Here is a 22210-nt window from a genome sequence, read left to right on the forward strand (position 1 = left end):
CTGGGCTTCAAGTCAGACGATGCTGTTGAACTTTTCGAAATCGGGACGCGGACTGCGTTCGAAGATGCTGGTCACGTCGCCATATCCGATCGAGCAGATGAAGTTCGTCCTGTGGCGAGGGTTGTCGCCGAAGAAAGCCTTGTCGACCGCTTCTGAATCGAAACCCGACATCGGACCGCAATCCAGCCCAACGGCCCGCGCGGCAATCATCAGATAGGCTCCCTGAAGTGCGGAGTTGCGAAAGGCGCCTTCCTTGCGGCCTTCTTCGTCGCCTTCAAACCAGCTTTTCGCGTCGGTATGCGGGAACAGCCACGGCAATTCTTCGTGGAAATCGATATCATAGCCGATGATCGCAGTGACCGGGGCCGCAAGGATCTTGTCCTTGTTCCCGTCGGACGCGCATTCGGCGAGCTTGGCCTTGGCGTCTTGCGACTTGACCCAGACAATGCGTGAAGGCTGCATGTTCGCAGACGTCGGCGCCATCTTCAGCAGTTCGTAGATCGCGTGAATCTGCTCGTCCGACACATCCTTTTCCAGCCAGCCATTATAGCTGCGCGCCTCGCGGAATACCTGATCGAGGGCGTCTGCGGAAAGGGTGTGATCGTGAAACTGCTTGGTCATCGAATACTCGCGTAAGTGGGGAGAATCAGGCGGCTCGAACTTCAACCACTTCCGGCACGTAATGTTTCAGCAACCCTTCAATTCCGTGCTTCAGGGTTGCGGTGGACGACGGGCAGCCGGCGCAGGCGCCTTGTAACTGGAGATAGACCACTCCGTCACGAAAGCCGCGGTACTGGATATCGCCGCCGTCGCCCGCAACAGCGGGGCGAACGCGGGTCTCGAGCAGTTCGTTGATCTGTGCGACGATATCGGAATCTTCCGCGCGTTCCTCGACCAGCATCGCTTCGTCTTCGGGGGGGACGGCGATGCCGCCCGCGCTGCCCGGCGTGAAAAGCGGGGCTTCCGATACGAAGTGATCGAGCAGGATAGAAAGTACCTGCGGCTTGAGGTCGGTCCAGCTCACGCCGGGGGCCGCCGTAACGGTGACGAAATCACCGCCAAAGAATACGTTCACGACTTCACCGGTGTCGAACACCGCCTGGGCCAGCGGGCTGGCCTCCGCCGCCTCGGGCGAAGCAAACTCGCGGGTTCCCTGTCCCATGACCGGGCGACCGGGCAGGAACTTCAGGCTGGAAGGGTTGGGCGTTGTTTCGGTCTCGATGAACATGCCAGCCATGTAGGGGCGGGGAGGTCCGCCGACAAGCGACGCGATGATTTCAACGTGTTCACTGGTGCTTCACTTCGTGGGTCTCTATATGGCCGGCATGACTGATTTTCCGCGCGCCGCACGGCGTTTCGCGATTTTGCTCCCCTTTGCCTTTCTGGCAGCGCAGCCGATGGCGGCGCAGGAAGCAGCTGTACCTGCTTCCCTACAGGCCGAGGGTGAGGTTCCGTGGATATATGAGGGCAGCGATGTCCCGCGCGATCAGGAATGGCTGTTTGGCGAGCTGAATAACGGCCTGCGCTATGGTGTGCGCGAAAATGGTGTCCCGCCAAACCAGGTTTCAATCCGGGTGCGCATCGATGCCGGCTCGCTGTACGAAAATGACAACGAGCTTGGCTACGCGCATCTGCTGGAACACCTGCTGTTCCGCGAAAGCAAATACCTCGGCGTTTCGGAAGCGATCCCCACGTGGCAGCGTCTGGGTGCGACTTTCGGCAGCGATACCAATGCCGAAACCAGCCCGACGCATACGGTCTACAAACTTGACCTACCAAATGTAGATCCGGCCAAGCTGGAAGAGAGCATGAAGCTGCTGTCCGGCATGGTTCGCGCACCGGTTCTTTCCGATGGGAATGTCCGCACCGAAGTCCCGATTGTCCTTGCCGAAAAGCGCGAGCGCGGCGGCGTGGGTGAGCGCGTGGCGGAAACGTCGATGAAGACGCTGTTTGCAGGGCAGCGCTTAGCCGAACGCCTCACAATTGGTACTGAGGAAAGCCTCGAAAGCGCCACCGGCCGATCAGTTCAGGCGTTTTATGATCGCTGGTATCGTCCGGAAAATACGGTCATTTCGGTTGTCGGAGACCTCGATCCGATCCTGTTCGCATCTCTGGTCGAGAAGTATTTTCAGGATTGGTCGGTTTCCGGCGAACCGGCGCCAGCGCCCGTTTTTGGCGACCCGATCGCTCCTGCAGGTGCGGACGCCGACAATCCCGTGGGCGAAGTTGCGGTGATGGTCGAGCCGACCCTTCCGCGCGCCATGACTTACGGATACTTCCGCCCTTGGCGCCAGGTCCAGGACACCGTCATCTACAATGAAGGCCGCCTGCGCGAGCAGCTGGCATTGCAGCTCATCAACCGCCGTCTCGAATCCCGGGCGCGCGGCGGCGGAAGCTATCTCTATGCACAGGTCAGCGAGGCCAAGATCAGCCGCTCGACCCATGCCACACTGGTGCAGTTCGCGCCGCTGACCGAAGATTGGCAGGCCGCTCTGGACGATGTCCGCGGAGTGATTGCCGATGCGATTGCCGAACCGCCTACCCTCGAAGAACTGCAGCGCGAGCTCGACGAGATGGAAGTTGGCTATGCCAACCTTGTCGAACAGCGCTCGGTCCTTGCCGGTTCGGGATATGCCGACGACCTGGTGAACGCAGTCGATATTCGCGAAGCGATCGCGGCGCCGGAAACATTCCTGATGGTGTTCAATTCGATGCGCGAGAAGGCCACGCCTGAGAGCGTGCTCGCCGAAACGCGTGAACTGTTTGAAGGCAATGTCATCCGCGCAACCTACATCACCCCGGCAGCAGGCGAGGCGACCGAAGAAAGCTTGCAAGCAGCACTTTCGCGCACGGTAATGGCTGACGGAGACGCCCGTGTGGCGGCCCAAACGGTATCGTTCGATGATTTACCTCCGGTTGGAGAGCCGGGAACGCTGGTCGAGCGTGCGGTGCATGCCTTCGGACAGGTCGAGCGGGTCAAGTTCGACAACGGTGTGCAGGCACTGCTGCTCGCCAACGAGAACGAGCCGGGCCGGGTCGCAGTCAAGGTGCGCTTTGGTGCTGGTATCCGCGCCTTCGCTCCGGAAGACGCAGCACTCATTCAGCTCGGTGAAGCGGCGCTGATCCAGTCGGGTTTTGGCGACATTGGTCAGAACGATCTTGATCGTCTCGCAACCGGGCGCAAGTTCGGTTTCGAATTCGGTATCGGTGAGGGTGCATTCACCTTCGATGCGCAGACCCGGAAGCAGGATCTCGAAGACCAACTTTATCTGTTTGCGGCCAAGCTGGGTATGCCGCGCTGGGATGAACTGCCATTCGCCCGGGCAAAGGCAGCTGCGAAAAGCGCCTTCGACAGCTACGAATCCAGTCCGGCCGGCATCGTCAACCGCGACCTCGAATATTTCGTCTACGGCCAAGATAGCCGGTTCAAGACTGCCACGCCCGAGATGCTTGACGCGGCCACGCTTGAGGATTTCCGCAACCTGTGGGAACCGGCCCTGCGCCAAGGCCCGATCGAGGTCCTGATCTTCGGGGATTACGACAAGGAAGCGGCCATCGAAACGCTGAGGCGGACCTTTGGGGCGCTCCCCGACCGCGAGCCGATCCCGGCCGAGGATCTCAATCGCGATCTTGGTTTCGCCACCCCCGGCGAAACGCTCGTGCGTTACCATCAAGGTGAAGCGGACCAGGCAGCGGCCGTTGTTGCATGGCCGGTTGGCGCCGGTCCCGCAGAAATCCGCAAATCCCGCCAGCTCGCCATTCTGACCGAAGTCTTCAACAACCGGTTGCGCGATGCGATGCGCGAGCAGGCCGGGGCAAGCTATGCTCCTGTTGTTCGGCTCGATTGGCCAATCGACGTGGAGACTGGCGGAACTGTCACTGCGCTTGCCCAATTGCGCCCCGGCGATGTGCCTTCGTTCTTCGCCGCCGCAGACAAGATAGCGCGTGATCTTACCCAGACACCGCCAACCGTGGACGAGCTGTCGCAGGCCACCGAGCCGCTGCGCAATTATTACGAGCGTATCTCGAGCGGGAATTACTTCTTCCTGCTGCAGCTGGAAAATTCGACCGTCGATCCTCGCCGGATGCGGTCTCTGCGGGGCCTCCTGAACGATTATTCGCAGACGACGCCCGAAGCGATGCAGGCCCTCGCGCAGGAGTATTTCGGCGACAAATCGGGCTGGCGCATGGCGGTGATACCCCAGGGCCAGGATCTGGCCACCGCAGTGTCGTCATCACCCGCAACAAGCGGACGCTGATCACCGATCACGGCAATCGAGCTTTTGTGCTGGCCAAGTTTATGCTGCTTGCGCGAAAGAGGCGGATGCGGTTGCTGTGACGGCTGTGATACGAAACGATTGGATTAATGATGGCACGCGAATGGGCACCCGATAGCTGGCGGAACTTCGAAGCACGGCATCTGCCGCGCTACGAAGATGCTGCTGCGCTTGAAGAAGCGACCATGGCTTTGGCCAGCCATCCGCCGCTTGTCTTTGCGGGCGAAGCCCGTGCGCTCAAGGCTGATCTGGCCGAGGTGTCCCAGGGTAAGGCGTTTCTGCTGCAAGGCGGCGATTGCGCCGAAAGCTTCGCCGAATTCCACCCCAATAATATTCGCGACACTTTCCGTGTGCTGTTGCAGATGGCGGTCGTCATGACCTTCGCCAGCAAGAAGCCGGTACTCAAGGTTGGCCGGATGGCCGGGCAATTTGCCAAGCCGCGCAGTTCGGAAACGGAAACGCAGGGTGATATGACGCTGCCGAGTTACCTTGGCGACAATATCAACGGCATCGATTTCAATCCGGAGAGCAGGCGCAACGATCCGCAGCGGATGGTGCGCGCCTATTTTCAGGCCGCCTCCACGCTCAACCTGCTGCGTGCGTTTGCAGGCGGCGGATATGCCAATCTGCGCCAGGTTCACCAATGGACGCTGGACTTCATGGGCCGCAGTCCATGGGCCGACAAGTTCGGCAATCTGGCCGACCGGATTGGCGAAGCGCTCGATTTCATGGAAGCCTGCGGTGTCGACCCCGCGACCGTTCCCCAGCTTCAGGGCACCAGCTTCTACACCAGCCACGAAGCGTTGCTGCTGCCTTACGAACAGGCGCTTACCCGCCGCGATAGCCTGACCGGCGAGTGGTACGATACCAGCGCGCATATGCTGTGGATCGGCGACCGCACGAGGTTCGAAGACAGTGCCCACGTCGAATTTGCGCGCGGTATCGGCAATCCGCTCGGCATGAAGTGTGGGCCCAGCCTCGAGACTGACGCGCTGCTGCGCCTGCTCGACACGCTCAATCCGGCGCGCGAGGCGGGCCGGATCACCCTGATCAGCCGCTTTGGTCACGACAAGGTGGAAGAGGGACTGCCGCGTCTCGTGCGCGCGGTAAAAGCGGAAGGTCATCCGGTCGTGTGGAGCTGTGATCCGATGCACGGCAACGTTGTGAAATCGGATAGCGGGTACAAGACCCGCCCGTTCGACCGTATCCTGACCGAAGTAAAAGGGTTCTTCGCCGTTCACCGTGCAGAAGGTACGCATCCCGGCGGTATCCATGTCGAAATGACGGGGCAGGATGTCACCGAATGTGTCGGCGGCGCTGTCGCGATCACGGACGAGGCGCTCAAGGATCGTTACCACACGCATTGCGATCCGCGCCTGAACGCAGCCCAATCCCTCGAATTGGCATTTCTCATCGCGGAAACTCTCAATGTCGAGCAGGAACAACTGGAAGCAGACGCGGCCTGATCCTCGGCCACTACGCTTTCTTACCTAGCTGATTCTCGACGCAAACTTTCCGGACCGTTGGCATTGTGATGCCAACGGTTAGAGGAGTTTGCGTTGCCCACGAGCGACACGGCAGGATTGGCGGATTTTACGCTGGGAATGACAGGAGGCCTGGCGCTGGCCGCAGCGATCTTCGTCGCTGCGTTCAATCCGGCTATTGGCTTCCCGCTAGCGGGCCTAGGGCTCGGAGCGCTCCTGTGGCGATACCAGCGAAGGGAGCGGCTGTTAGCTTCGAAAACCGCCGATCTTGAACGCAGCGTTCGTCATCTGGAGGCAGCGGAAGGGCTGGCCGGTATCGGGAGATGGTGCATTGAATATCCGGAAAAGCGCCATCTGTGGTCGGAGGAAATGTGTCACATCGCAGGCCTTTCTGCCGGCACTGCGCCGAGCAAGGCCCTGCTCGCCCGGATAATGCCCGAAGGTTTGTCTCAGCTAGAGGTGACCCTGGATGCCCACGCCTCTGACACCGAGCCATTCGTTGCCGAGTTCGAGCTTATCCACCCAAGCGGCGGACCGCGCATTCTCAGGGCGCGCGCGCGCTATGTCTTCAGCCGTGAAGGAGAGCGAGAGTGCGTGTTCATGGTCGTTCGCGACAATAGCGAGGAATACGCCAGTGTTCGTGAGGCGGAGATCGAAAAACAGCGGGCTCTAAAATTGGCAGAAGAGGCACGCCGCGAGGCTAATACCGATGCGCTGACCGGCCTCGCAAGTCGCCGCGCCATCATGAGTGCTCTCGACCGGGCGGTGCTGGATGCGCACAAATCGGGCAAGGCCTTCTCGGTTGTCGTCATCGACGTCGATCACTTCAAGCGGATCAATGACCGCCACGGCCACGCCGTGGGTGACAGGGTGCTCTCGAAGCTTGCCGAGATCGCCATCCATCAGGCGCGCGGCGCGGACCGTGTCGGGCGCATGGGCGGCGAAGAGTTTCTCTGGCTCCTGCCCGATTGTGACGAAGATGCTGCGAAGGATGCCGCGGAAAGGCTGCGCTGGGCAATCGAAGTGGGCACGCATTCCGCACCGGTTCCGCAGGTCACAATCAGTGCTGGTCACGCAACGCTGGGCGAGGGTGAGGGAGCACTTTCGCTTTTCGCGAGGGCTGACAAGGGGTTGTATGACGCGAAACGAAGTGGTCGTAACCGAGTTATCCGGGCGGCATGATATGGGAAGCTCATCATTAGTTAGGATTTTGATATAACGCGCCTAACGGCCTTCCAACCGCCATCTAAATGCGCCATGAAGGGCGGCAGTTGTTCAATTCCGGCAACTTGACCGTGCGGAGAATATGCCCATCACAGCCCGGGCAGATCAGGTTCGAACTTGCCCTTCGGAATTGTCGAAGGCCTTTCGTGACACGCGTTCGCTCAGCGAATGTCTGGTCGCGCCCCTGTCAGAAGCGGACGCCACACTCCAGTCCATGGAAGATGCGTCGCCCGCCAAATGGCATCTGGCTCATCCGACATGGTTCTGGGAAACATTCCTGCTGCGCGACCACCTTGATGGTTACACGCTGTACAACGAAGACTGGCCGTTCGTTTTCAATTCCTATTATGAGGCCGAAGGGGAGCGGATCGCCCGGTTTTCACGAGGCATGCTCTCGCGGCCCACGCTGTCCCAGATCACCGACTGGCGTGAAAAAGTCGATGCGGCGATGGAGCCTCTGTTCGAACGGGAAGAGCTTGCTTTGCTGATCGCGCTCGGCATTGCGCATGAACAGCAGCATCAGGAATTGATGCTGACCGATATCAAGCACGCTCTGTTCCAGAACCCGCTTGGCTCGTCGATGTGGGAAGAGCCCGATGGCAAAACTGCATCACACGCCGAGGGATGGCATTCCCACCCCGGCGGCATTGCGCGGATCGGCCACCAGGAAGCCGGTTTTGCGTTCGACAACGAAGGGCCTGTTCACCGCGTCCTGCTCGAGCCGTTCGAACTGAATGTCCGCCTGGTCACCAATCGCCAATGGAGCGAATTCGTCGCCGATGGCGGATATGAAACCGCGTCCCTGTGGCTTTCCGACGGCTGGGCCTGGGTCAGGGAAGACGCGATCACCGCGCCGTCATATTGGCGAGGCGACAAACATTTCACGCACTCCGGCTGGCAGCCCCGCGATCCCGATGCGCCGGTCACGCATATCTCGTATTTCGAAGCCGATGCGTTTGCGGCATGGGCAGGCATGAGATTGCCGACCGAATTCGAATGGGAAGCGATTGCGCGCGGGCAGGAGGGCGAGTGTGCAGCACACGATCCGTGCGCCGGAAACCAGCTCGATGAAGCTGCTCCTCCGTCGCCGCAAGGTAGCGAGGGGCTGTTCGGCGATTGCTGGCAATTCACTCGTTCCGGCTATTTGCCATATCCGCGTTTCCAGCCTGCTGCAGGCGCAGTTGGTGAATACAATGGCAAGTTCATGAACGGACAGTTCGTGCTCAAGGGTGCGAGCTGCGCCACGGTGCGCGGGCACTCACGTGCAAGTTACCGAAATTTCTTTTATCCGCACCAGCGCTGGCAGTTTACCGGCCTGAGGCTTGCGAGGGACGTATGACGGCTAAACAAGGGATCGCGCTGGTCGATCTGGACGAAGGCGGTGTGAACCGCGCATTCCGTAAAGACGTGTTGAGCGGGCTCAGCCAGCCGCAAAAGGCGGTGCCGGCGCGGTGGCTTTATGATGACGCCGGTTCGCAATTGTTCGAGGATATTACCGGCCTCGAAGAATACTATCCGACACGCGCCGAAACGGAAATCCTCCGCGCGGAAGGCGATACCTTTCGCCAACTGATCGGCGAGGGCAGGGCGGTGGTGGAATTCGGCTCTGGCAGTTCCGTGAAGACGCCTCTGCTGCTGTCCGCCATTGCCCCGGGTGCTTACGTGCCGCTCGATATCGCAGGCGATTTCCTGCGCGAATCCTCCGCGGCTCTGGCAAAGAAGTTTCCCGGATTGCCGGTATATCCGGTCGAGGCGGACTTCATGGGCGAAGTCCAGCTTCCAAGTGAGGTTCGGGGAATGAAGAAGCTTGGCTTTTTCCCGGGCTCCACCATCGGCAATATGGTTGCGCGCACTTCGGTTGACCTGCTGCGCTCAATGCGCGCGACGCTTGGCGGCACGGAAGCCGACAGACCGTTGCTGCTGATCGGGATGGACCTTGTGAAAGACGCCTCGGTTCTTGAGGCGGCCTATGATGACGCAAAGGGCGTCACTGCGGCATTTAATCTTAATCTCGCCCGGCGGATAAACCGCGAGCTTGAGGGCACGCTGCCAGTGGAATCGCTGAAACACCGCGCGGTGTGGAACGATGATTTCGCGCGCGTCGAAATGCACCTCGAGGCGCAGCGCGACATTGCCTTCACCGTATCGGGCGAAAGCTTCGCGATGCAGAAGGGCGAGACGATCCACACCGAAAACAGCCACAAGTTCACGCGGCGCAGTGCCAATCTGCTGTTGCTTGCAGGCGGCTGGACACCGCTGAAACGCTGGACTGACAGCCAAGGCAGGTTTTCGCTCATTCTTGCCGAAGCCAGCGAGCACCGCGACGCACCCTAACTGTTCATGGACGTGCTAATGCGAAGCACCTATATCTGAAGGATGGAGCCGGAAGCCATCCTCTCTGCCGCAGCCGAATTGATCCGCATGGTCCCGCGTTCGGGGTTGCTGATCGGGACAATTGGCGCACTGGCGCTTGGCTTCATTGGATCGATCATGCTTCGCCGCAAAGTCGCTGGCGGCAGGATGGTGCGCACTGTCAGCACCTTGGCTCTGGTCGGGATACTCGTGACCGTTTTCCTTCAGATCGCCCGCTTCGATCCGCGCCTCGATTCGATGACGGAAATCGGCCTTCCAGACCAGACGATCGTTGGCGAGGAAACGGTCATCCCGATGGCGCCCGACGGTCATTACTGGCTCCGTGCGAACGTCAACGGTGTGCCGACGCGCCTGATGGTCGATACTGGCGCGACATTGACGGCTTTTTCCACTCCATCTGCCGATGCAGCGGGGCTTCGGCCCAGGCCGGGAGGTCTGCCGGTCATGCTCAACACCGCCAATGGCACCGTGACAGCAGATTTGACGACCATTGAGGATCTTTCATTCGGCAATATTCGCGCAGAAGGCCTTGATGCAGTGATTGCGCCCAATCTGGGCCGCACCAATGTGCTGGGAATGAATTTCCTCTCGCGGCTGAAAGGCTGGCGGGTCGAAGAGGGGGATCTTATCCTCACCCCCGTCGCAGGTGATTTGCAGTAGCCAGCGTTTGACGCAGGCGTGCCAGCCGTTATTGCCACTGTGATGGCAAGCCAGCATCCGCTCCCATCCCCGCCTCCCTTCGCCGACCTGCTGTCGCAGGAACGGGCGGCGGTCTTCCTCGATTTCGACGGCACTCTGGTCGAACTTGCGCCCGAGCCCGATGCGATCGAGGTGCCCGGCCATCTCAATCTACGTCTGCACGAACTGAAGGCCCGGTTGGAGGGGCGTCTTGCCTTGGTCAGCGGGCGCGCAATTGATGATCTTACGCGGCATCTAGGCTCATGCGAAATCGCCATGGCTGGCTCTCATGGCCTGCACACCGTCCGGGCTGACGGAGAGCTGGCAGGGCGCAGCCCGGAAGCATTGCCGGGTGATGCAGTCGAAGCCTTGCGCGTCTTTGCGCAGGCAAACGAACTTCGCTACGAAACGAAAAGCCACGGCGGTGCGCTGCATTACCGGTCCGACCCCTCTCGCAAGGATCAGGTCGATGCATTTGCCGCCAAGGTTGCGCGGCAGTTCAGCCTCGAAGTAAAGCACGGCAAATGCGTGGCTGAACTGGTATTTCCAGGGACGAGCAAAGCCTCTGCGGTCCAGACCTTCATGTCGCAGCCGCCATTTGTCGGGGCGGTCCCGATTTTCCTTGGTGACGACGTCACTGACGAGGACGGAATGAGGGCCGCAATCGAATGCGGAGGTTTTGGCATTGCCGTGGGCGAGCGCGACAGCGACAGTGCCCGGTATCACCTCAGCGGCGTGGCAGCCGTGCATGAATGGCTGGAACTGTGACCCAAAGCTCCCTTGAACTTTCCCCGATCGGCAATTGCCAGGTCAGTGCACTGGTCGACAAGACCGGCGGCTTTGTCTGGAGCTGTATACCCCGGGTCGACGGTGATCCCGTGTTCTGCTCGCTGTTGAATGGCGACAAGCAAGATCAGGGCGTCTGGCGTTTTGAACTGGAAGGGCAGGTGTCCGCGACCCAGCATTATGAACGCAATACCCCGATCCTTGTCACTCGCCTCGAAGCTGAAGACGGCAGCGCGCTCGAAATCACCGATTTCGCCCCTCGCTATGAAGGGTCGGGCCGGATGTACCGCCCTGTCGCCCTGATCCGCATGGTTCGCCCCGTGTCCGGCGCGCCCCGCCTGCGTGTGCGCCTCGTACCCATGCATAATTATGGTGCTGGCACTGCGACCACTACCAATGGGACAAACCACATCCGTTACCAGGTGGGCGATCAGACCATGCGTCTCTCCACCGATGCCCCGGTAGGCTATGTGCTGGAAGGCCGCAGCTACCGCGTCGAAAGCGACCAGCATTTCTTCCTCGGCCCGGACGAGCCCTTCGTAGGCAATATTCGCAGCGAGCTGCGACGGATGGAAGCCAATACACGCAAATATTGGCAGCATTGGGTGCGCGGCCTGCATATCCCGCTGGAATGGCAGGAAGAAACCATCCGCGCTGCGATCACGCTCAAGCTGTGCCAGCACGAAGAAACGGGCGCGATCGTCGCCGCACTCACGACTTCCATTCCCGAAGCGCCCGGCAGCGAGCGGAACTGGGACTACCGCTATTGCTGGATCCGGGACAGTTATTACACGGTTCAGGCCCTGAACCGGCTCGGTGCGCTGGATGTGCTGGAGAAGTACCTCGCCTACCTTCGCAATATCGTCGATCAGGCGCGCGGAGGGCAGATACAGCCGCTGTATTCGGTGATGGGAGAGGCGGAGCTGCACGAAAGCTTTGCCGAGAACCTGGCCGGATACCGAGGGATGGGCCCGGTTCGCGTGGGCAATGCGGCATACAAGCAGGTCCAGTATGATTGCTACGGCCAGATCGTCATGCCGACTGCGCAGGCGTTCTTCGACAACCGGCTCCTGCGCATGGCCGATGAAACCGATTTCGCGCATCTCGAAGAAGTTGGCGAGGCAGCTTGGGCAAAGCACGACAAGCCCGATGCCGGACTGTGGGAATTTCGTACGCGCCAGGAGGTCCACACCTATTCTGCGGTGATGTGCTGGGCGGCCTGCGACCGGCTGGCCAATGTCGCAGCGCAGCTGGGCAAAACGGACCGCGCCCGCGTTTGGACGGAGCGTGCAGAAGCCATCCGCGCGAAGATCGAAACCGAAGCGTGGAGCGAAGAAGGCGGCCATTACGGTGCCAGTTTCGAAAGCGACTATCTCGACGCCAGCCTGCTCCAGATGGTGGAACTGCGCTTCCTCAAACCTGACGACGAACGCTTCCTGAAGACATTTGCCGCGGTCGAACGCGACCTCAGGCGCGGCAATTACATGCTGCGCTATGCGGCTGAGGATGATTTCGGAGCACCCGAAACGGCGTTCAACGTCTGCACGTTCTGGCTGATCGAAGCGCTACATCTGACCGGCCGCAGCGAAGAGGCGCGCGAATTGTTCGGCGCCATGCTCAGCCACACAACCCGCTCGGGGCTTCTGAGCGAAGACCTCGACTATGATACGGGTGAACTATGGGGGAACTTCCCGCAGACCTACTCGCTGGTTGGTATAATCAATTCGGCGGGGCTGCTGTCCAAACCATGGAGTGATGTCAGGTGAGCGCAGATGCGCGTTTGGTAGTGGTATCGAATAGGGTCGCTGTACCCAAGGCGCGCGGCGCTGCGGGTGCACAAGGCGGCTTGGCTGGCGCGCTGAACGCGGCCCTGAAAGAGCGCAGCGGCGTCTGGTTCGGCTGGTCCGGTGAAGAAGCTGAAGAACACACGGGCGAAATCTCGACCCAGACCACTGACGGCGTGACGACTGCGACAATCGATCTGTCCAAGCGCGACGTTGATGAATATTACAACGGATACGCCAATTCGACCCTCTGGCCGCTGTTTCATTACCGCCTCGATCTCGCCGAATATGAGCGCGAGACTGCCAAGGGCTATGAGCGAGTCAATGAACGCTTCGCCGAGACGTTGCATCCGCTTCTGGAAGACGATGATGTCCTGTGGGTTCACGACTATCACCTGATCCCGCTGGGCGAACGTCTGCGTTCGCGCGGTGTGCAGAACCGGATCGGGTTTTTCCTGCACATACCGTGGCCCGCGACACGCTTGTTCGTATCGCTGCCCTATCATGAGCGCCTTGTGCGCACGATGCTGCACTACGACTTGCTGGGCTTTCAGACCCACGAATGGCTCGACAGCTTCCTGCATTATTGCCGCACCGAACTGGGTGCCGAGATCGACGAGGAGACCGGTGCGATCACTCTGGACGGACGCACCACGATTGCGCGTGCCTATCCGATCGGGATCGACTGGGATCACTTCAGCAAGCTTGGCGAAGATGAAGCCGCGCAGCGCGCGCAGCAGCGGCTGCTGAATTCGACTCGCAGGCGCACGGCCATGATCGGAGTGGACCGGCTGGATTATTCCAAGGGCCTGCCTGAAAGACTCGACGGGATATCGCGATTTTTCGACCAGCACCCGGACCGCGTCAGCGATCTGGTCTTCATCCAGATTGCTCCGCCGAGCCGCGAGGACGTCGAAAGCTATCAGAAGATCCGTGCCGAACTCGAACAGAAGGCAGGGCAGATCAACGGAGCGCGAAGCGAAGTAGATCTGGTCCCCGTTCGCTATGTGAACCGGGGTTATAGCCATGCTGAACTGTTCGGCTTCTTCCGCGCGGCGAAGATCGGTCTCGTCACACCGCTGCGTGACGGGATGAATTTGGTGGCCAAGGAATATCTCGCGGCGCAGGATCCGGAAGACCCGGGTGTCCTTATTCTTTCGCGATTTGCCGGAGCGGCTGCGCAGATGGAGGATGCGCTGCTCGTGAACCCTCACAGCCCAGATGATTTGGCGCATGCAATCGGCAAGGCGCTCGATATGCCGTTGGAAGAACGCCGCCGCCGCTACGAGAGCCTGATCGGGACCGTACGCGACGACAATGTGCAGGATTGGACCGAAAACTTCCTGCGCGACCTCGATTCAGCAGGTCAGCTTTAAAGCATTATTCTGCGGTCGGGCGAATCTCGCCAACGTCCAGCCGCCTGTTCCAGATGCTCGGTAAGGGTTCGATGTTGCGGACGTTCTTCGCGCGATTTCAGCACCAGGTTTACCTCATGCAGAAGCATCTGCGCATTGAACGGTTTGCGGATGAACCCCTGGGCCCCGTTGTAATAGGCGTGCTGCTCATCTTCTGCCCCGCTAAGGCCGGTAAACATGATGACAGGCAAGTCGTAATTGTCCGGCGAACTGCGGATCGAACGGAGCACCTGGGCACCGGTTAGCCCGGGCATATCGTGATCAAGCAACAGCAAATCGGGTCGGCGCCAACGCAGGAGATCGAGCGCCTTTTCTCCGTCGCCGACGCAGCCGCACACGTGGCCGGCGTCAAACAACACCTTGCTGGCCATTTCTGAAACGATTTCGTCGTCGTCAACGATCACAATGCGCGCCATGCCTATTCCCTGATAAAGCCGAATTTCGATAGTCATCGGGCTTACTGCCAGCGTCCCAATTCAGCCTTTCAGGCAGCATAGGGATTTGCCCCTAGGTGCCATTGCCGGTGGCTGCGCGGCCTGCCACACCGCTGCACATGATTCGTGACCCATTCATCGAGACCGACGGCATCCACAATTTCCGCGACTACGGAGGCTGGGAGACGTCCGAAGGGGCCAGCGTAAAGCGCGGGCTACTGTGGCGCTCGGGACAGCATGTCGCTGCAAGTGACGACGATCTGGCTGCGATTGCAAAGATGCACATCCGTACGGTGATCGACCTGCGCGGCGCGAGCGAACGCGAACGCAATCCTTGCCGCCGTGTGCAAGGTTTCGACGGCGAAGTTCTGTTTTATGATGGAGAAACCACCTCCAGTCCGCCGCACATGGACGTCGATGCCGAGACAACCACGGCGGAATTTGCCAGGCAGCGCATGATTGCGGTCTATACGCGAATGCCCCGCAATCCTGCGATGACAGAGATGTTCTCGCGCTACTTGCGCATTCTTGCTGAACGCGACGGGGCAAGCCTTGTCCATTGTTTCGCTGGCAAGGATCGGACGGGCGTTGCTGCGATGCTGCTGCTCCATATTCTCGGCGTGGACCGTGACCGCCAGATGGCGGAGTTTTTGCGGACGAATGATGCGCCGAATATGGAGGTGCTCGCCGCGCAGTCGGTGCCCGGTATCGAAGAGCGGCTCGGACGGAAACTGGACAAGAGTGCAATCGAAGCGTTGCTCGGTGTGCGCGAAGACTACCTCGCGACCTTCTGGCGCGAGGTCGAGGCCGATCACGGATCGCTCGACGCGTATATCTCGGGCGCATTAGGTGTGGATGACGCCCTGCGCGAGCGGCTCCGCAACGCCTACCTGGCGTGACTCCGGCCGCGCCAGTCCCCATATAGCGCCCTTACTTCCAAATTGACGATCTAGAGACTGATTCATGGCTACCCATCGCACCAAAATGCTCATCATCGGCTCCGGCCCCGCCGGCTATTCCGCTGCCATCTATGGCGCGCGCGCGATGATGGAGCCGATCGTGGTGCAAGGCCTGCAGCCCGGCGGACAGCTGACCATCACTACCGATGTGGAAAATTATCCCGGCTTCCGCGATGTAGTGCAGGGCCCGTGGCTCATGGAAGAAATGAAGGCGCAGGCCGAACACGTGGGCACCCGCATGATGTGGGACACGATCGTAGAAGTTGATCTAGAGGGCGGCTCACCCTTCCGCGCAATTGGCGACAGCGGCGATGAATACATCGGTGACATCCTGGTCATTGCCACGGGTGCGCAGGCCAAATGGCTCGGCGCTCCGGGTGAACAGGAGCTGGGCGGCAAGGGCGTTTCGGCCTGCGCGACGTGTGACGGTTTCTTCTATCGTGGCAAGAAGGTCGCGGTGATCGGCGGCGGCAATACCGCGGTCGAGGAAGCACTCTACCTCACCAACCATTCCGACGATGTGACCCTGATCCACCGCCGAGATGAACTGCGCGCCGAGAAAATCCTGCAGGACCGCCTGCTGAACCACCCCAAGATTTCGGTCCTGTGGAACAAGACGGTCGAAAGCTTTGAGGCTGGCGAAAACGGCGCACTGACGCACCTGCGCCTGCGCGATACCCAGACTTCTGAAGATAGCGAATTTGCCTGCGAGGGCGCGTTCGTGGCGATCGGACACGCTCCTGCGACCGAACTGTTCAAGGGCAAGCTGCCGATGGACGATAGCGGTTACCTGCTGGTCGAACCAGGCACTCCGAAGACTTCGATCCCCGGCGTGTTCGCTGCAGGCGATGTCATGGATCACACCTATCGCCAGGCCGTGACGGCTGCCGGGACCGGCTGCATGGCAGCGCTCGATGGCGAACGCTTCCTGGCTACGCTGGAAGTGGCTCAGCGCGAAGCGGCGGAGTAAACCTCCGCCGCCCCTGCATTACATGTGTACGTCGAACGTCACGATAAAGGCGTGAAAGATCAGCGCCATCAGGACGATGCTGGATAGGGCGAACAGTACGAAGCGCACCAATACGCGGTTGCTTGTCGACTGTACCAGTGAATGAATGACGCGCAGGCCGACGTAAATCCAAGCCAAAAGAGCATTCATTCCGTCGCCATAGCCGGTGATCGCCAGCAGGATCGCGATCGCGTAAAACACGGTCGGCGCTTCGTGCAGATGGTTGTAATTATCCGCTTTCCAGCTGACTTTCTCGGGCAACTCCGCCCTGAGGCTGGTGCCCGTTGATCCCACCATGTGGGCAGGATCAAGCTTGGGATTGCGGCTCATTGCCGGAATGCGGGTGGCATACATCCAGATCCACATGATCATGGTCCATGCCGCCAGAGCGACAACCGCCTGGAGGATCGGTGATTGGGCGATTTCCATTTCGTCTGTCCTTAAACCGCGAAGAGGGTGAGCGCGACAGCCCGGTAAGCGAGCCAGCCAAGCGCGATAGTGGCAAGGACGAACAGCGGGAAACGGATCGTCACCGTGTTGACGGTTGCCTGCCAGACCGAATGAACAATCCGCAGACCAACGTAAATCCACGCCACCAGTACATCCATCGCCGTGGCGCCAAGCAAGGCCAGGATTACGACCGCCGGATAGAAAATGGTCGGCTGTTCCATCAGGTGCGCGTAATTGTGCGATTTCCACTGGACCTTGTCGGGCAGAACACCCTCGAGATCCTGCCCGCGGCCACCGGGCTTGGCATTGCCGAGGTCCATTCCCGTTTTCTTCATCGCCGGAAAGCGCGTGAATGCCATCCATAAAAGCATGACGAGCGACCAAGCGATCAGCACCGCTGCCGGTGCAAGAATTTGAGCCTGCATCAGGTAATCTCCCTCCCTATGTGCCGCGCATGGGTGCGTCGGCGGGAAGGGATTGTCAAACCTCTCGCAAGGTTTCGGCGAAGCTCTCCGCATCTGTGTTGCCGCCGGTGAGCATGATGACCGTGCTTTCATCGACTGGCACCTTGCCTGCCAGCGCTGCTGCCAGCGCCGCCGCGCCGCCCGGTTCGAGCACGAGGTTCAGCTTTGAAAAGGCGAACCGCTGGGCGGTTTTCACCTCATCGTCGGTGACCGTGACGCCCGGCTCTGCCCGCCCGTGGAGCACTTTCAAATTGATGTCCTTGGTCGCATCGGGTTGCAACGCATCGCAAATCGTAGTCGGCGGGGAGCTGCCAACGCGCACGATCTCTCCTGCTTCGATGGCCTGTCCCACCATGTCCCATCCAGCAGGTTCGACGATGTGGATCGCGCTGCCGGGACAGGCGAGGGCGAGGCCAGCGGCCAGCCCGCCGCCGCCGCAGCAGGCCACGAGACGCGATGGTGCGCGCCCCAGCTGCGCCTCGATTTCGATGCCTGCGCTGCCCTGGCCTTCGATCACCCATGGATCAGCAAAAGCATGGACAAGTACCGCACCGCTCTTCTCGATTTCGCGGGCTGCGACTTCGTCGCGGTCCTCGCCGGGCCGATCATAGAGGATAATTTCCGCGCCCAATGCGCGGGTTGCGTCCAGTTTTACCTTCGGAGCGTTACGCGGCATGACGATTGCCGCCTTGATCCCCAGTCGCCGTGCAGCCCACGCCACTCCTTGTGCGTGGTTGCCCGATGAAACTGCGACCACGCCGCGTGACCGTTCTTCCGGGGACAAGTTCGACAGCCGCCACCACCCGCCGCGTATCTTGAACGCACCGACCGGCTGGAGACTCTCGGCCTTGGCATGGCACTGCACACCGCCGATATCGACGGGCAGCAGCGGTGTCGGCGCCAGGATTTGCGCGATGGAAGTGGCGGCGTTCTGAACGCCTTGTCGGGTTGGCAGCTGCATATTGTCTCGGATCATTTGGCGGGGATAGCGCATTCGGTTAGAGGGCGCGCAAGAATCGTATCAAACGAAGAGGTTTTTCATGTCGACAGTGTTGGTCATCGGTGCGGGCGGCGTCAGCTCGGTCTGCGTTCACAAGATGGCGATGAACGCCGATATCTTTGGCGACATCCATCTTGCCAGTCGTACGAAGTCGAAATGCGACGCGATCGCTGCAAGCGTGAAGGAGCGTACCGGGCAAAGCATATCGACCTACGAAATCGATGCTGAAGAAGTCCCTGCGATGATCAACCTCATCCGACAGGTGAAACCCAGCCTCGTCGTCAATCTGGCACTGCCTTATCAGGATCTCCCGATCATGGACGCCTGCCTCGAGGCCGGTGTCGATTATCTCGATACCGCAAATTACGAACCGAAGGACGAGGCCCGGTTCGAATACCACTGGCAGTGGGCTTACCACGACCGCTTCAAGCAAGCCGGCATCATGGCGCTGCTGGGGTCTGGCTTTGATCCCGGCGTGACCAGCGTATTCACCATGTGGCTCAAGAAGCACAAGCTGAAGACCATTCGCCAGCTCGACATTCTCGATTGCAATGGCGGCGATCACGGGCAGGCCTTTGCCACCAACTTCAATCCGGAAATCAACATCCGTGAGGTTACGGCACCCGCGCGGCATTGGGAAAACGGGGAGTGGGTCGAAACGCCCGCGCTCGACAAGCGGGTCGAATTCGATTTCGAAGCCGTCGGCCAGAAGAACATGTACATGATGTACCACGAAGAGCTGGAAAGCCTCGCCAAGTTCAATCCCGAGCTTGAGCGCGCACGGTTCTGGATGACCTTTGGCGATGAGTACATCAAGCACCTGACCGTCCTGCAAAATGTCGGCATGACCGGGATCGAACCGATCCGGTATCAGGGCAAGGAAATCATCCCGCTGCAATTCCTCGCCGCAGTTCTGCCCAAACCGGAATCGCTGGGTGAAACCACCAAGGGCAACACCAACATCGGCGTCATCGCCACCGGCGAAGCCCTGGACGGGTCGGGTGAGAAAACGTTCTACATCAACAACATCTGCAGCCACGAAGCCGCCTATGAGGAAACAGGTAATCAGGCGGTATCCTACACCACGGGCGTTCCCGCGATGATTGGCAGCACGATGGTGGTCACTGGCAAGTGGGCTGGGGACGGCGTCTTCAACATGGAAGAGATGGATCCCGATCCGTTCATGGAAATGCTGAACGAACACGGCCTTCCCTGGCAGGTGAAGGAACTCGGCGGTCCCGTGGACTTTTAAATATTGAGGAATGTTAATTACGGCGTGGCTTTCGGGCCACGCCGAACAGTCTGGAGATAGACTGCCCACAGTCTGTATTGACCCAGAATTTCGCTGAATTATATTTCGCGACGTCCATCGTGACGCATCGATACGGAATCATTCGGTCGGTGGAACAGGGGTAAATTCCAGATGAAAAAATCGTTTGCAGCGCTTGGTCTGCTGAGCCTTGGTGCCTGCGCTTCGCCTTATGTCGGCACGCCGTATACCGCACCCGCAGTGCCGGTAACTTCAGTTGCCATTGTGGACGATACCTTGGCCGATGACGCTGTGGCTTACGAAGCCGCTTCGACCATGGGCAATTTCGGCCTGATCGGCGGACTTATCGACGCAGGCGTGCAGGCATCGCGCAAGGACCGCGTGAACGACGCCCTTGAAAGCGTGAACCACACGCCGGAAGCCAATTTCGAAGCATTCCTGATCGAAGCACTTGCCGAAGCTAATATCGAAGCCGCCATGCTCGAAGGTCCGGACCGCGAAAAGCGCAAGTTCCTTGAAAGCTATCCAACCGCTCCGGCTGGTGTGCAGGCGCTTATCGACTTCAACGTCACCACCTACGGTTACGTCAATGCTGGCAACCAGATGTGGCGCCCGACCGTGGCTGCAGACGTCAAGATGATCGATGCTGGAACCGGCAAGACGCTGATGGAAAACCGCATCGTTTACAATGCTGTCGATGCACAGGCCGGTGTTGTCACCATCGCACCGAACCCTGACTATGTGTTCCAGAACCGTGAAGACATGATTTCGCAGCCGGAACGCCTCGCTGAAGGCATCGACGTGGCGCTCAAGGAAGTTGCCAACACCGCCGTTCGCTTGATGCGCTAGGGAGCTGGGACCGATGCGGACCAAATTCCTCGCGCTGGCTGCTGCTTCGGCAGTTGTCGCTGGCTGTGCCACGACGGCTCCGATCTATCCGGCGACGCTTGCGTTCGACCGGGCAGATTGCTCGACTACGCCCGAAACGGTGACGGCGATCAGCCTGACGCCGGACAAGGACAAGAAGGTCTGGGTGCTCGATAACGAGCTTTCAGCTTCCGGTCCCTGTCTGGAGCGTGCCGGTCATTCGGCACCGTACATGGTCTTTGCGCTGCCCGAGCCGGGCCGTGCGAAGATGGTGGAACTGGGTGCGGGTCTCGATCTTGCCCGCGTCTTGTCGCCGCAGGTGGTACTGCTGGATGCAGAAGGCGTGGAAACCCGCTCCTTCACGCGTGATCAGTACATGTTCCGCCCGGGTCTTCTTTCGGTGCAGTTCGTACCGCAGGAAAACGAGCGTTATGCCATGGTCACGGTAGATCCCGAACCCATCGGTCAGAGCCACGATACAATCGTCTCGGGAACATCGACGACGACCATCTACACCGGCTTCGGTGCGTCAAACTGGCGCAGCGGCCACGAAGCGATGATGTCGCGCGGTTTCTCGTACGAAGGTCCGGTCCGCGCTCTGGTCTATCGTACGGACAAGGACGACTAGGCACGGTCGCAATGCAATCGAAAGGGCGGGGACGGTGCAAATCGTTTCCGCCCTTTTCGTATCTGCACTTTGAAGGCAGCAAAACTGCGCCTAGTCTCGGGCGCATGACGAACCGATTGGCTTTTGCGCCCGCAACCCTTGCACTGTTCCTTGCATCTTGCGGCGGTCCCGCACGCGAGGAAGCGCCCTCTGCTCAGATCGAGGCGGACTGGCCGACGATCCCCGAAGGCGCGATTTTCGGGCAGCCCAGCGCGGTTGATGTCGACAGCCACGGACACGTCTTCGTGCTCCACCGCGCGGGCCGGGAATGGGAGGAGCCGTTTACCGACGAGACGATTGCTGACCCGACCGTTTTCATGTTCTCGCCCGACGGCGCCTTGCTGGCGCAGTGGGGAGCAGGCACCTTAATCATGCCGCACGGCCTTTCGGTGGACGAGGACGATAACGTCTGGATCACCGACGTCGCCCGCGAGCAGGTCTTGCGGTTCTCCCACGAGGGAGCCGAGCAAGCTGCATGGGGCGTGCGGGGCGAGGCTGGGCAGGACGGCAAGCATTTCGGCCGCCCGGCAGACGTCGCCTTTCTCGGTGACAAGGTCCTTGTGGCCGATGGCTACACCAACGACCGCATCGCCGTCTTTGACCGCCAAGGCGCATATCTGGGCGCGTGGGGTGAGGAAGGGCAGGGCGCCGGAGAGCTGGACCTGCCGCACGGTGTCTCCACCGATGGGGACAAGGTCTATGTCGCCGACCGCGAGAACGCGCGCATTTCGGTTTTCTCGACTGCCGGCGAACCCGTGGATCAATGGCGCGGGGTCGATCGCGGCCACACTTACAGTGTCAAACCGCTGGGTGCGGGTTGGACAGTTGCGGTGGAGGGGCGCGACATGATCGATCGAAATGGCGCAATGGTGCGTGTCTACCGGCCCGATGGCACCGTAGACCGGTCCTTCGATCTGCGCCTGCCGGGCGATAATGCCAGCCTTGGACACGACATCGCCCTCGACAGGCAGGGGCGCGCATACATGATCGATGTTTATGGCAACCGTGTCGTGCGGTTCGATCTTACGCCATCTTCACCAACTGAAAGCGAATAGCCCTCTTTCCCTAC

Annotated in this window: 21 protein-coding genes; 15 read left to right on the forward strand and 6 right to left on the reverse strand. The window is 60.1% G+C overall.

What is annotated here, in order from left to right; genetic code table 11:
* Positions 1–12 precede the first annotated feature (12 nt).
* Positions 13–621: a malonic semialdehyde reductase gene (locus K3166_RS04075; protein WP_221423412.1), complete on the reverse strand. Its 609-nt coding sequence runs from the start codon at positions 619–621 to the stop codon at positions 13–15.
* 25 nt (positions 622–646) lie between these two features.
* Complete coding sequence (locus K3166_RS04080) at positions 647–1228, reverse strand: NifU family protein (protein ID WP_221423954.1); 582 nt, start codon at positions 1226–1228, stop codon at positions 647–649.
* 97 nt (positions 1229–1325) lie between these two features.
* On the opposite strand from K3166_RS04080, the gene K3166_RS04085 reads away from it, so the two are divergent.
* From K3166_RS04085 to otsA, 9 genes are all read left to right on the forward strand, one after another.
* A complete protein-coding gene (locus K3166_RS04085) occupies positions 1326–4259 on the forward strand; it encodes a M16 family metallopeptidase (RefSeq protein WP_221423413.1) in 2934 nt (977 codons plus the stop codon).
* Positions 4260–4369: 110 nt separating this feature from the next.
* Entirely contained in the window at positions 4370–5743 is a 1374-nt protein-coding gene (locus K3166_RS04090) for a class II 3-deoxy-7-phosphoheptulonate synthase (protein WP_221423955.1), read from the forward strand.
* A gap of 93 nt (positions 5744–5836) precedes the next feature.
* A complete protein-coding gene (locus K3166_RS04095; RefSeq protein WP_221423414.1) occupies positions 5837–6943 on the forward strand; it encodes a GGDEF domain-containing protein in 1107 nt (368 codons plus the stop codon).
* Between the two features lie 124 nt (positions 6944–7067).
* A complete protein-coding gene (egtB, locus tag K3166_RS04100; RefSeq protein WP_221423415.1) occupies positions 7068–8324 on the forward strand; it encodes an ergothioneine biosynthesis protein EgtB in 1257 nt (418 codons plus the stop codon).
* Complete coding sequence (gene egtD / locus K3166_RS04105) at positions 8321–9319, forward strand: L-histidine N(alpha)-methyltransferase (RefSeq protein WP_221423416.1); 999 nt, start codon at positions 8321–8323, stop codon at positions 9317–9319. The genes egtB and egtD overlap by 4 nt, the downstream gene beginning before the upstream one ends.
* Positions 9320–9361: 42 nt before the next feature.
* A complete protein-coding gene (locus K3166_RS04110) occupies positions 9362–10018 on the forward strand; it encodes a retropepsin-like aspartic protease family protein (protein WP_221423417.1) in 657 nt (218 codons plus the stop codon).
* 42 nt (positions 10019–10060) lie between these two features.
* Complete coding sequence (gene otsB / locus K3166_RS04115) at positions 10061–10804, forward strand: trehalose-phosphatase (RefSeq protein ID WP_221423418.1); 744 nt, start codon at positions 10061–10063, stop codon at positions 10802–10804.
* Positions 10789–12588, forward strand: a complete 1800-nt coding sequence (locus tag K3166_RS04120) for a glycoside hydrolase family 15 protein (RefSeq protein WP_221423419.1) — start codon at positions 10789–10791, stop codon at positions 12586–12588. Before otsB ends, K3166_RS04120 begins: the two co-directional genes overlap by 16 nt.
* The gene (otsA, locus tag K3166_RS04125; protein ID WP_221423420.1) at positions 12585–13982 is read left to right on the forward strand and encodes an alpha,alpha-trehalose-phosphate synthase (UDP-forming); all 1398 of its coding nucleotides are present in this window, start codon (positions 12585–12587) and stop codon (positions 13980–13982) included. The genes K3166_RS04120 and otsA overlap by 4 nt, the downstream gene beginning before the upstream one ends.
* On the opposite strand, the gene K3166_RS04130 is transcribed toward otsA, so the two are convergent.
* Complete coding sequence (locus K3166_RS04130) at positions 13979–14473, reverse strand: response regulator (RefSeq protein WP_247714725.1); 495 nt, start codon at positions 14471–14473, stop codon at positions 13979–13981. The two genes, otsA and K3166_RS04130, sit on opposite strands and share 4 nt — an antisense overlap.
* 101 nt (positions 14474–14574) lie before the next feature.
* Between K3166_RS04130 and K3166_RS04135 the strand changes: the two genes are divergently transcribed.
* Entirely contained in the window at positions 14575–15354 is a 780-nt protein-coding gene (locus K3166_RS04135) for a tyrosine-protein phosphatase (protein ID WP_221423421.1), read from the forward strand.
* A 64-nt stretch (positions 15355–15418) separates the two neighbouring features.
* Positions 15419–16384, forward strand: a complete 966-nt coding sequence (trxB, locus tag K3166_RS04140; protein WP_221423422.1) for a thioredoxin-disulfide reductase — start codon at positions 15419–15421, stop codon at positions 16382–16384.
* An 18-nt stretch (positions 16385–16402) separates the two neighbouring features.
* On the opposite strand, the gene K3166_RS04145 is transcribed toward trxB, so the two are convergent.
* From K3166_RS04145 to K3166_RS04155, 3 genes are read right to left on the reverse strand one after another with little or no spacing between them, the layout of a single operon-like run.
* Positions 16403–16852, reverse strand: a complete 450-nt coding sequence (locus tag K3166_RS04145) for an MAPEG family protein (RefSeq protein WP_221423423.1) — start codon at positions 16850–16852, stop codon at positions 16403–16405.
* 11 nt (positions 16853–16863) lie between these two features.
* Positions 16864–17298 (reverse strand): MAPEG family protein, encoded by a 435-nt coding sequence (locus K3166_RS04150; protein WP_221423424.1) that lies wholly within the window; start codon positions 17296–17298, stop codon positions 16864–16866.
* Between the two features lie 55 nt (positions 17299–17353).
* On the reverse strand, positions 17354–18313 hold the full coding sequence (locus K3166_RS04155; RefSeq protein WP_221423425.1) for a threonine ammonia-lyase: 960 nt from the start codon (positions 18311–18313) through the stop codon (positions 17354–17356).
* Between the two features lie 64 nt (positions 18314–18377).
* Here K3166_RS04155 and K3166_RS04160 point away from each other — a divergent pair, with 64 nt between their 5' ends.
* The 4 genes from K3166_RS04160 to K3166_RS04175 all read left to right on the forward strand — a co-directional run bounded on the left by K3166_RS04160 (position 18378) and on the right by K3166_RS04175 (position 22196).
* On the forward strand, positions 18378–19589 hold the full coding sequence (locus K3166_RS04160) for a saccharopine dehydrogenase family protein (RefSeq protein ID WP_221423426.1): 1212 nt from the start codon (positions 18378–18380) through the stop codon (positions 19587–19589).
* A 171-nt stretch (positions 19590–19760) separates the two neighbouring features.
* Complete coding sequence (locus K3166_RS04165) at positions 19761–20456, forward strand: hypothetical protein (RefSeq protein ID WP_221423427.1); 696 nt, start codon at positions 19761–19763, stop codon at positions 20454–20456.
* Between the two features lie 13 nt (positions 20457–20469).
* On the forward strand, positions 20470–21102 hold the full coding sequence (locus K3166_RS04170; RefSeq protein WP_221423428.1) for a hypothetical protein: 633 nt from the start codon (positions 20470–20472) through the stop codon (positions 21100–21102).
* A gap of 104 nt (positions 21103–21206) precedes the next feature.
* Positions 21207–22196 (forward strand): peptidyl-alpha-hydroxyglycine alpha-amidating lyase family protein, encoded by a 990-nt coding sequence (locus tag K3166_RS04175; RefSeq protein ID WP_221423429.1) that lies wholly within the window; start codon positions 21207–21209, stop codon positions 22194–22196.
* Positions 22197–22210: the final 14 nt, after the last annotated feature.

It is taken from the genome of Qipengyuania psychrotolerans (assembly GCF_019711355.1).
In the GTDB taxonomy this organism is placed as follows: Bacteria; Pseudomonadota; Alphaproteobacteria; order Sphingomonadales; family Sphingomonadaceae; genus Qipengyuania; species Qipengyuania psychrotolerans.

Coding starts and splice junctions, on each gene's coding strand:
- K3166_RS04075 (WP_221423412.1), bottom strand. CDS start 621: ATGACCAAGCAGTTTCACGATCACACCCTTTCCGCAGACGCCCTCGAT.
- K3166_RS04080 (WP_221423954.1), bottom strand. CDS start 1,228: ATGTTCATCGAGACCGAAACAACGCCCAACCCTTCCAGCCTGAAGTTC.
- K3166_RS04085 (WP_221423413.1), top strand. CDS start 1,326: ATGACTGATTTTCCGCGCGCCGCACGGCGTTTCGCGATTTTGCTCCCC.
- K3166_RS04090 (WP_221423955.1), top strand. CDS start 4,370: ATGGCACGCGAATGGGCACCCGATAGCTGGCGGAACTTCGAAGCACGG.
- egtB (WP_221423415.1), top strand. CDS start 7,068: ATGCCCATCACAGCCCGGGCAGATCAGGTTCGAACTTGCCCTTCGGAA.
- egtD (WP_221423416.1), top strand. CDS start 8,321: ATGACGGCTAAACAAGGGATCGCGCTGGTCGATCTGGACGAAGGCGGT.
- K3166_RS04110 (WP_221423417.1), top strand. CDS start 9,362: ATGGAGCCGGAAGCCATCCTCTCTGCCGCAGCCGAATTGATCCGCATG.
- otsB (WP_221423418.1), top strand. CDS start 10,061: ATGGCAAGCCAGCATCCGCTCCCATCCCCGCCTCCCTTCGCCGACCTG.
- K3166_RS04120 (WP_221423419.1), top strand. CDS start 10,789: ATGGCTGGAACTGTGACCCAAAGCTCCCTTGAACTTTCCCCGATCGGC.
- K3166_RS04130 (WP_247714725.1), bottom strand. CDS start 14,473: ATGACTATCGAAATTCGGCTTTATCAGGGAATAGGCATGGCGCGCATT.
- K3166_RS04135 (WP_221423421.1), top strand. CDS start 14,575: ATGATTCGTGACCCATTCATCGAGACCGACGGCATCCACAATTTCCGC.
- trxB (WP_221423422.1), top strand. CDS start 15,419: ATGGCTACCCATCGCACCAAAATGCTCATCATCGGCTCCGGCCCCGCC.
- K3166_RS04145 (WP_221423423.1), bottom strand. CDS start 16,852: ATGGAAATCGCCCAATCACCGATCCTCCAGGCGGTTGTCGCTCTGGCG.
- K3166_RS04150 (WP_221423424.1), bottom strand. CDS start 17,298: ATGCAGGCTCAAATTCTTGCACCGGCAGCGGTGCTGATCGCTTGGTCG.
- K3166_RS04155 (WP_221423425.1), bottom strand. CDS start 18,313: ATGATCCGAGACAATATGCAGCTGCCAACCCGACAAGGCGTTCAGAAC.
- K3166_RS04160 (WP_221423426.1), top strand. CDS start 18,378: ATGTCGACAGTGTTGGTCATCGGTGCGGGCGGCGTCAGCTCGGTCTGC.
- K3166_RS04165 (WP_221423427.1), top strand. CDS start 19,761: ATGAAAAAATCGTTTGCAGCGCTTGGTCTGCTGAGCCTTGGTGCCTGC.
- K3166_RS04170 (WP_221423428.1), top strand. CDS start 20,470: ATGCGGACCAAATTCCTCGCGCTGGCTGCTGCTTCGGCAGTTGTCGCT.
- K3166_RS04175 (WP_221423429.1), top strand. CDS start 21,207: ATGACGAACCGATTGGCTTTTGCGCCCGCAACCCTTGCACTGTTCCTT.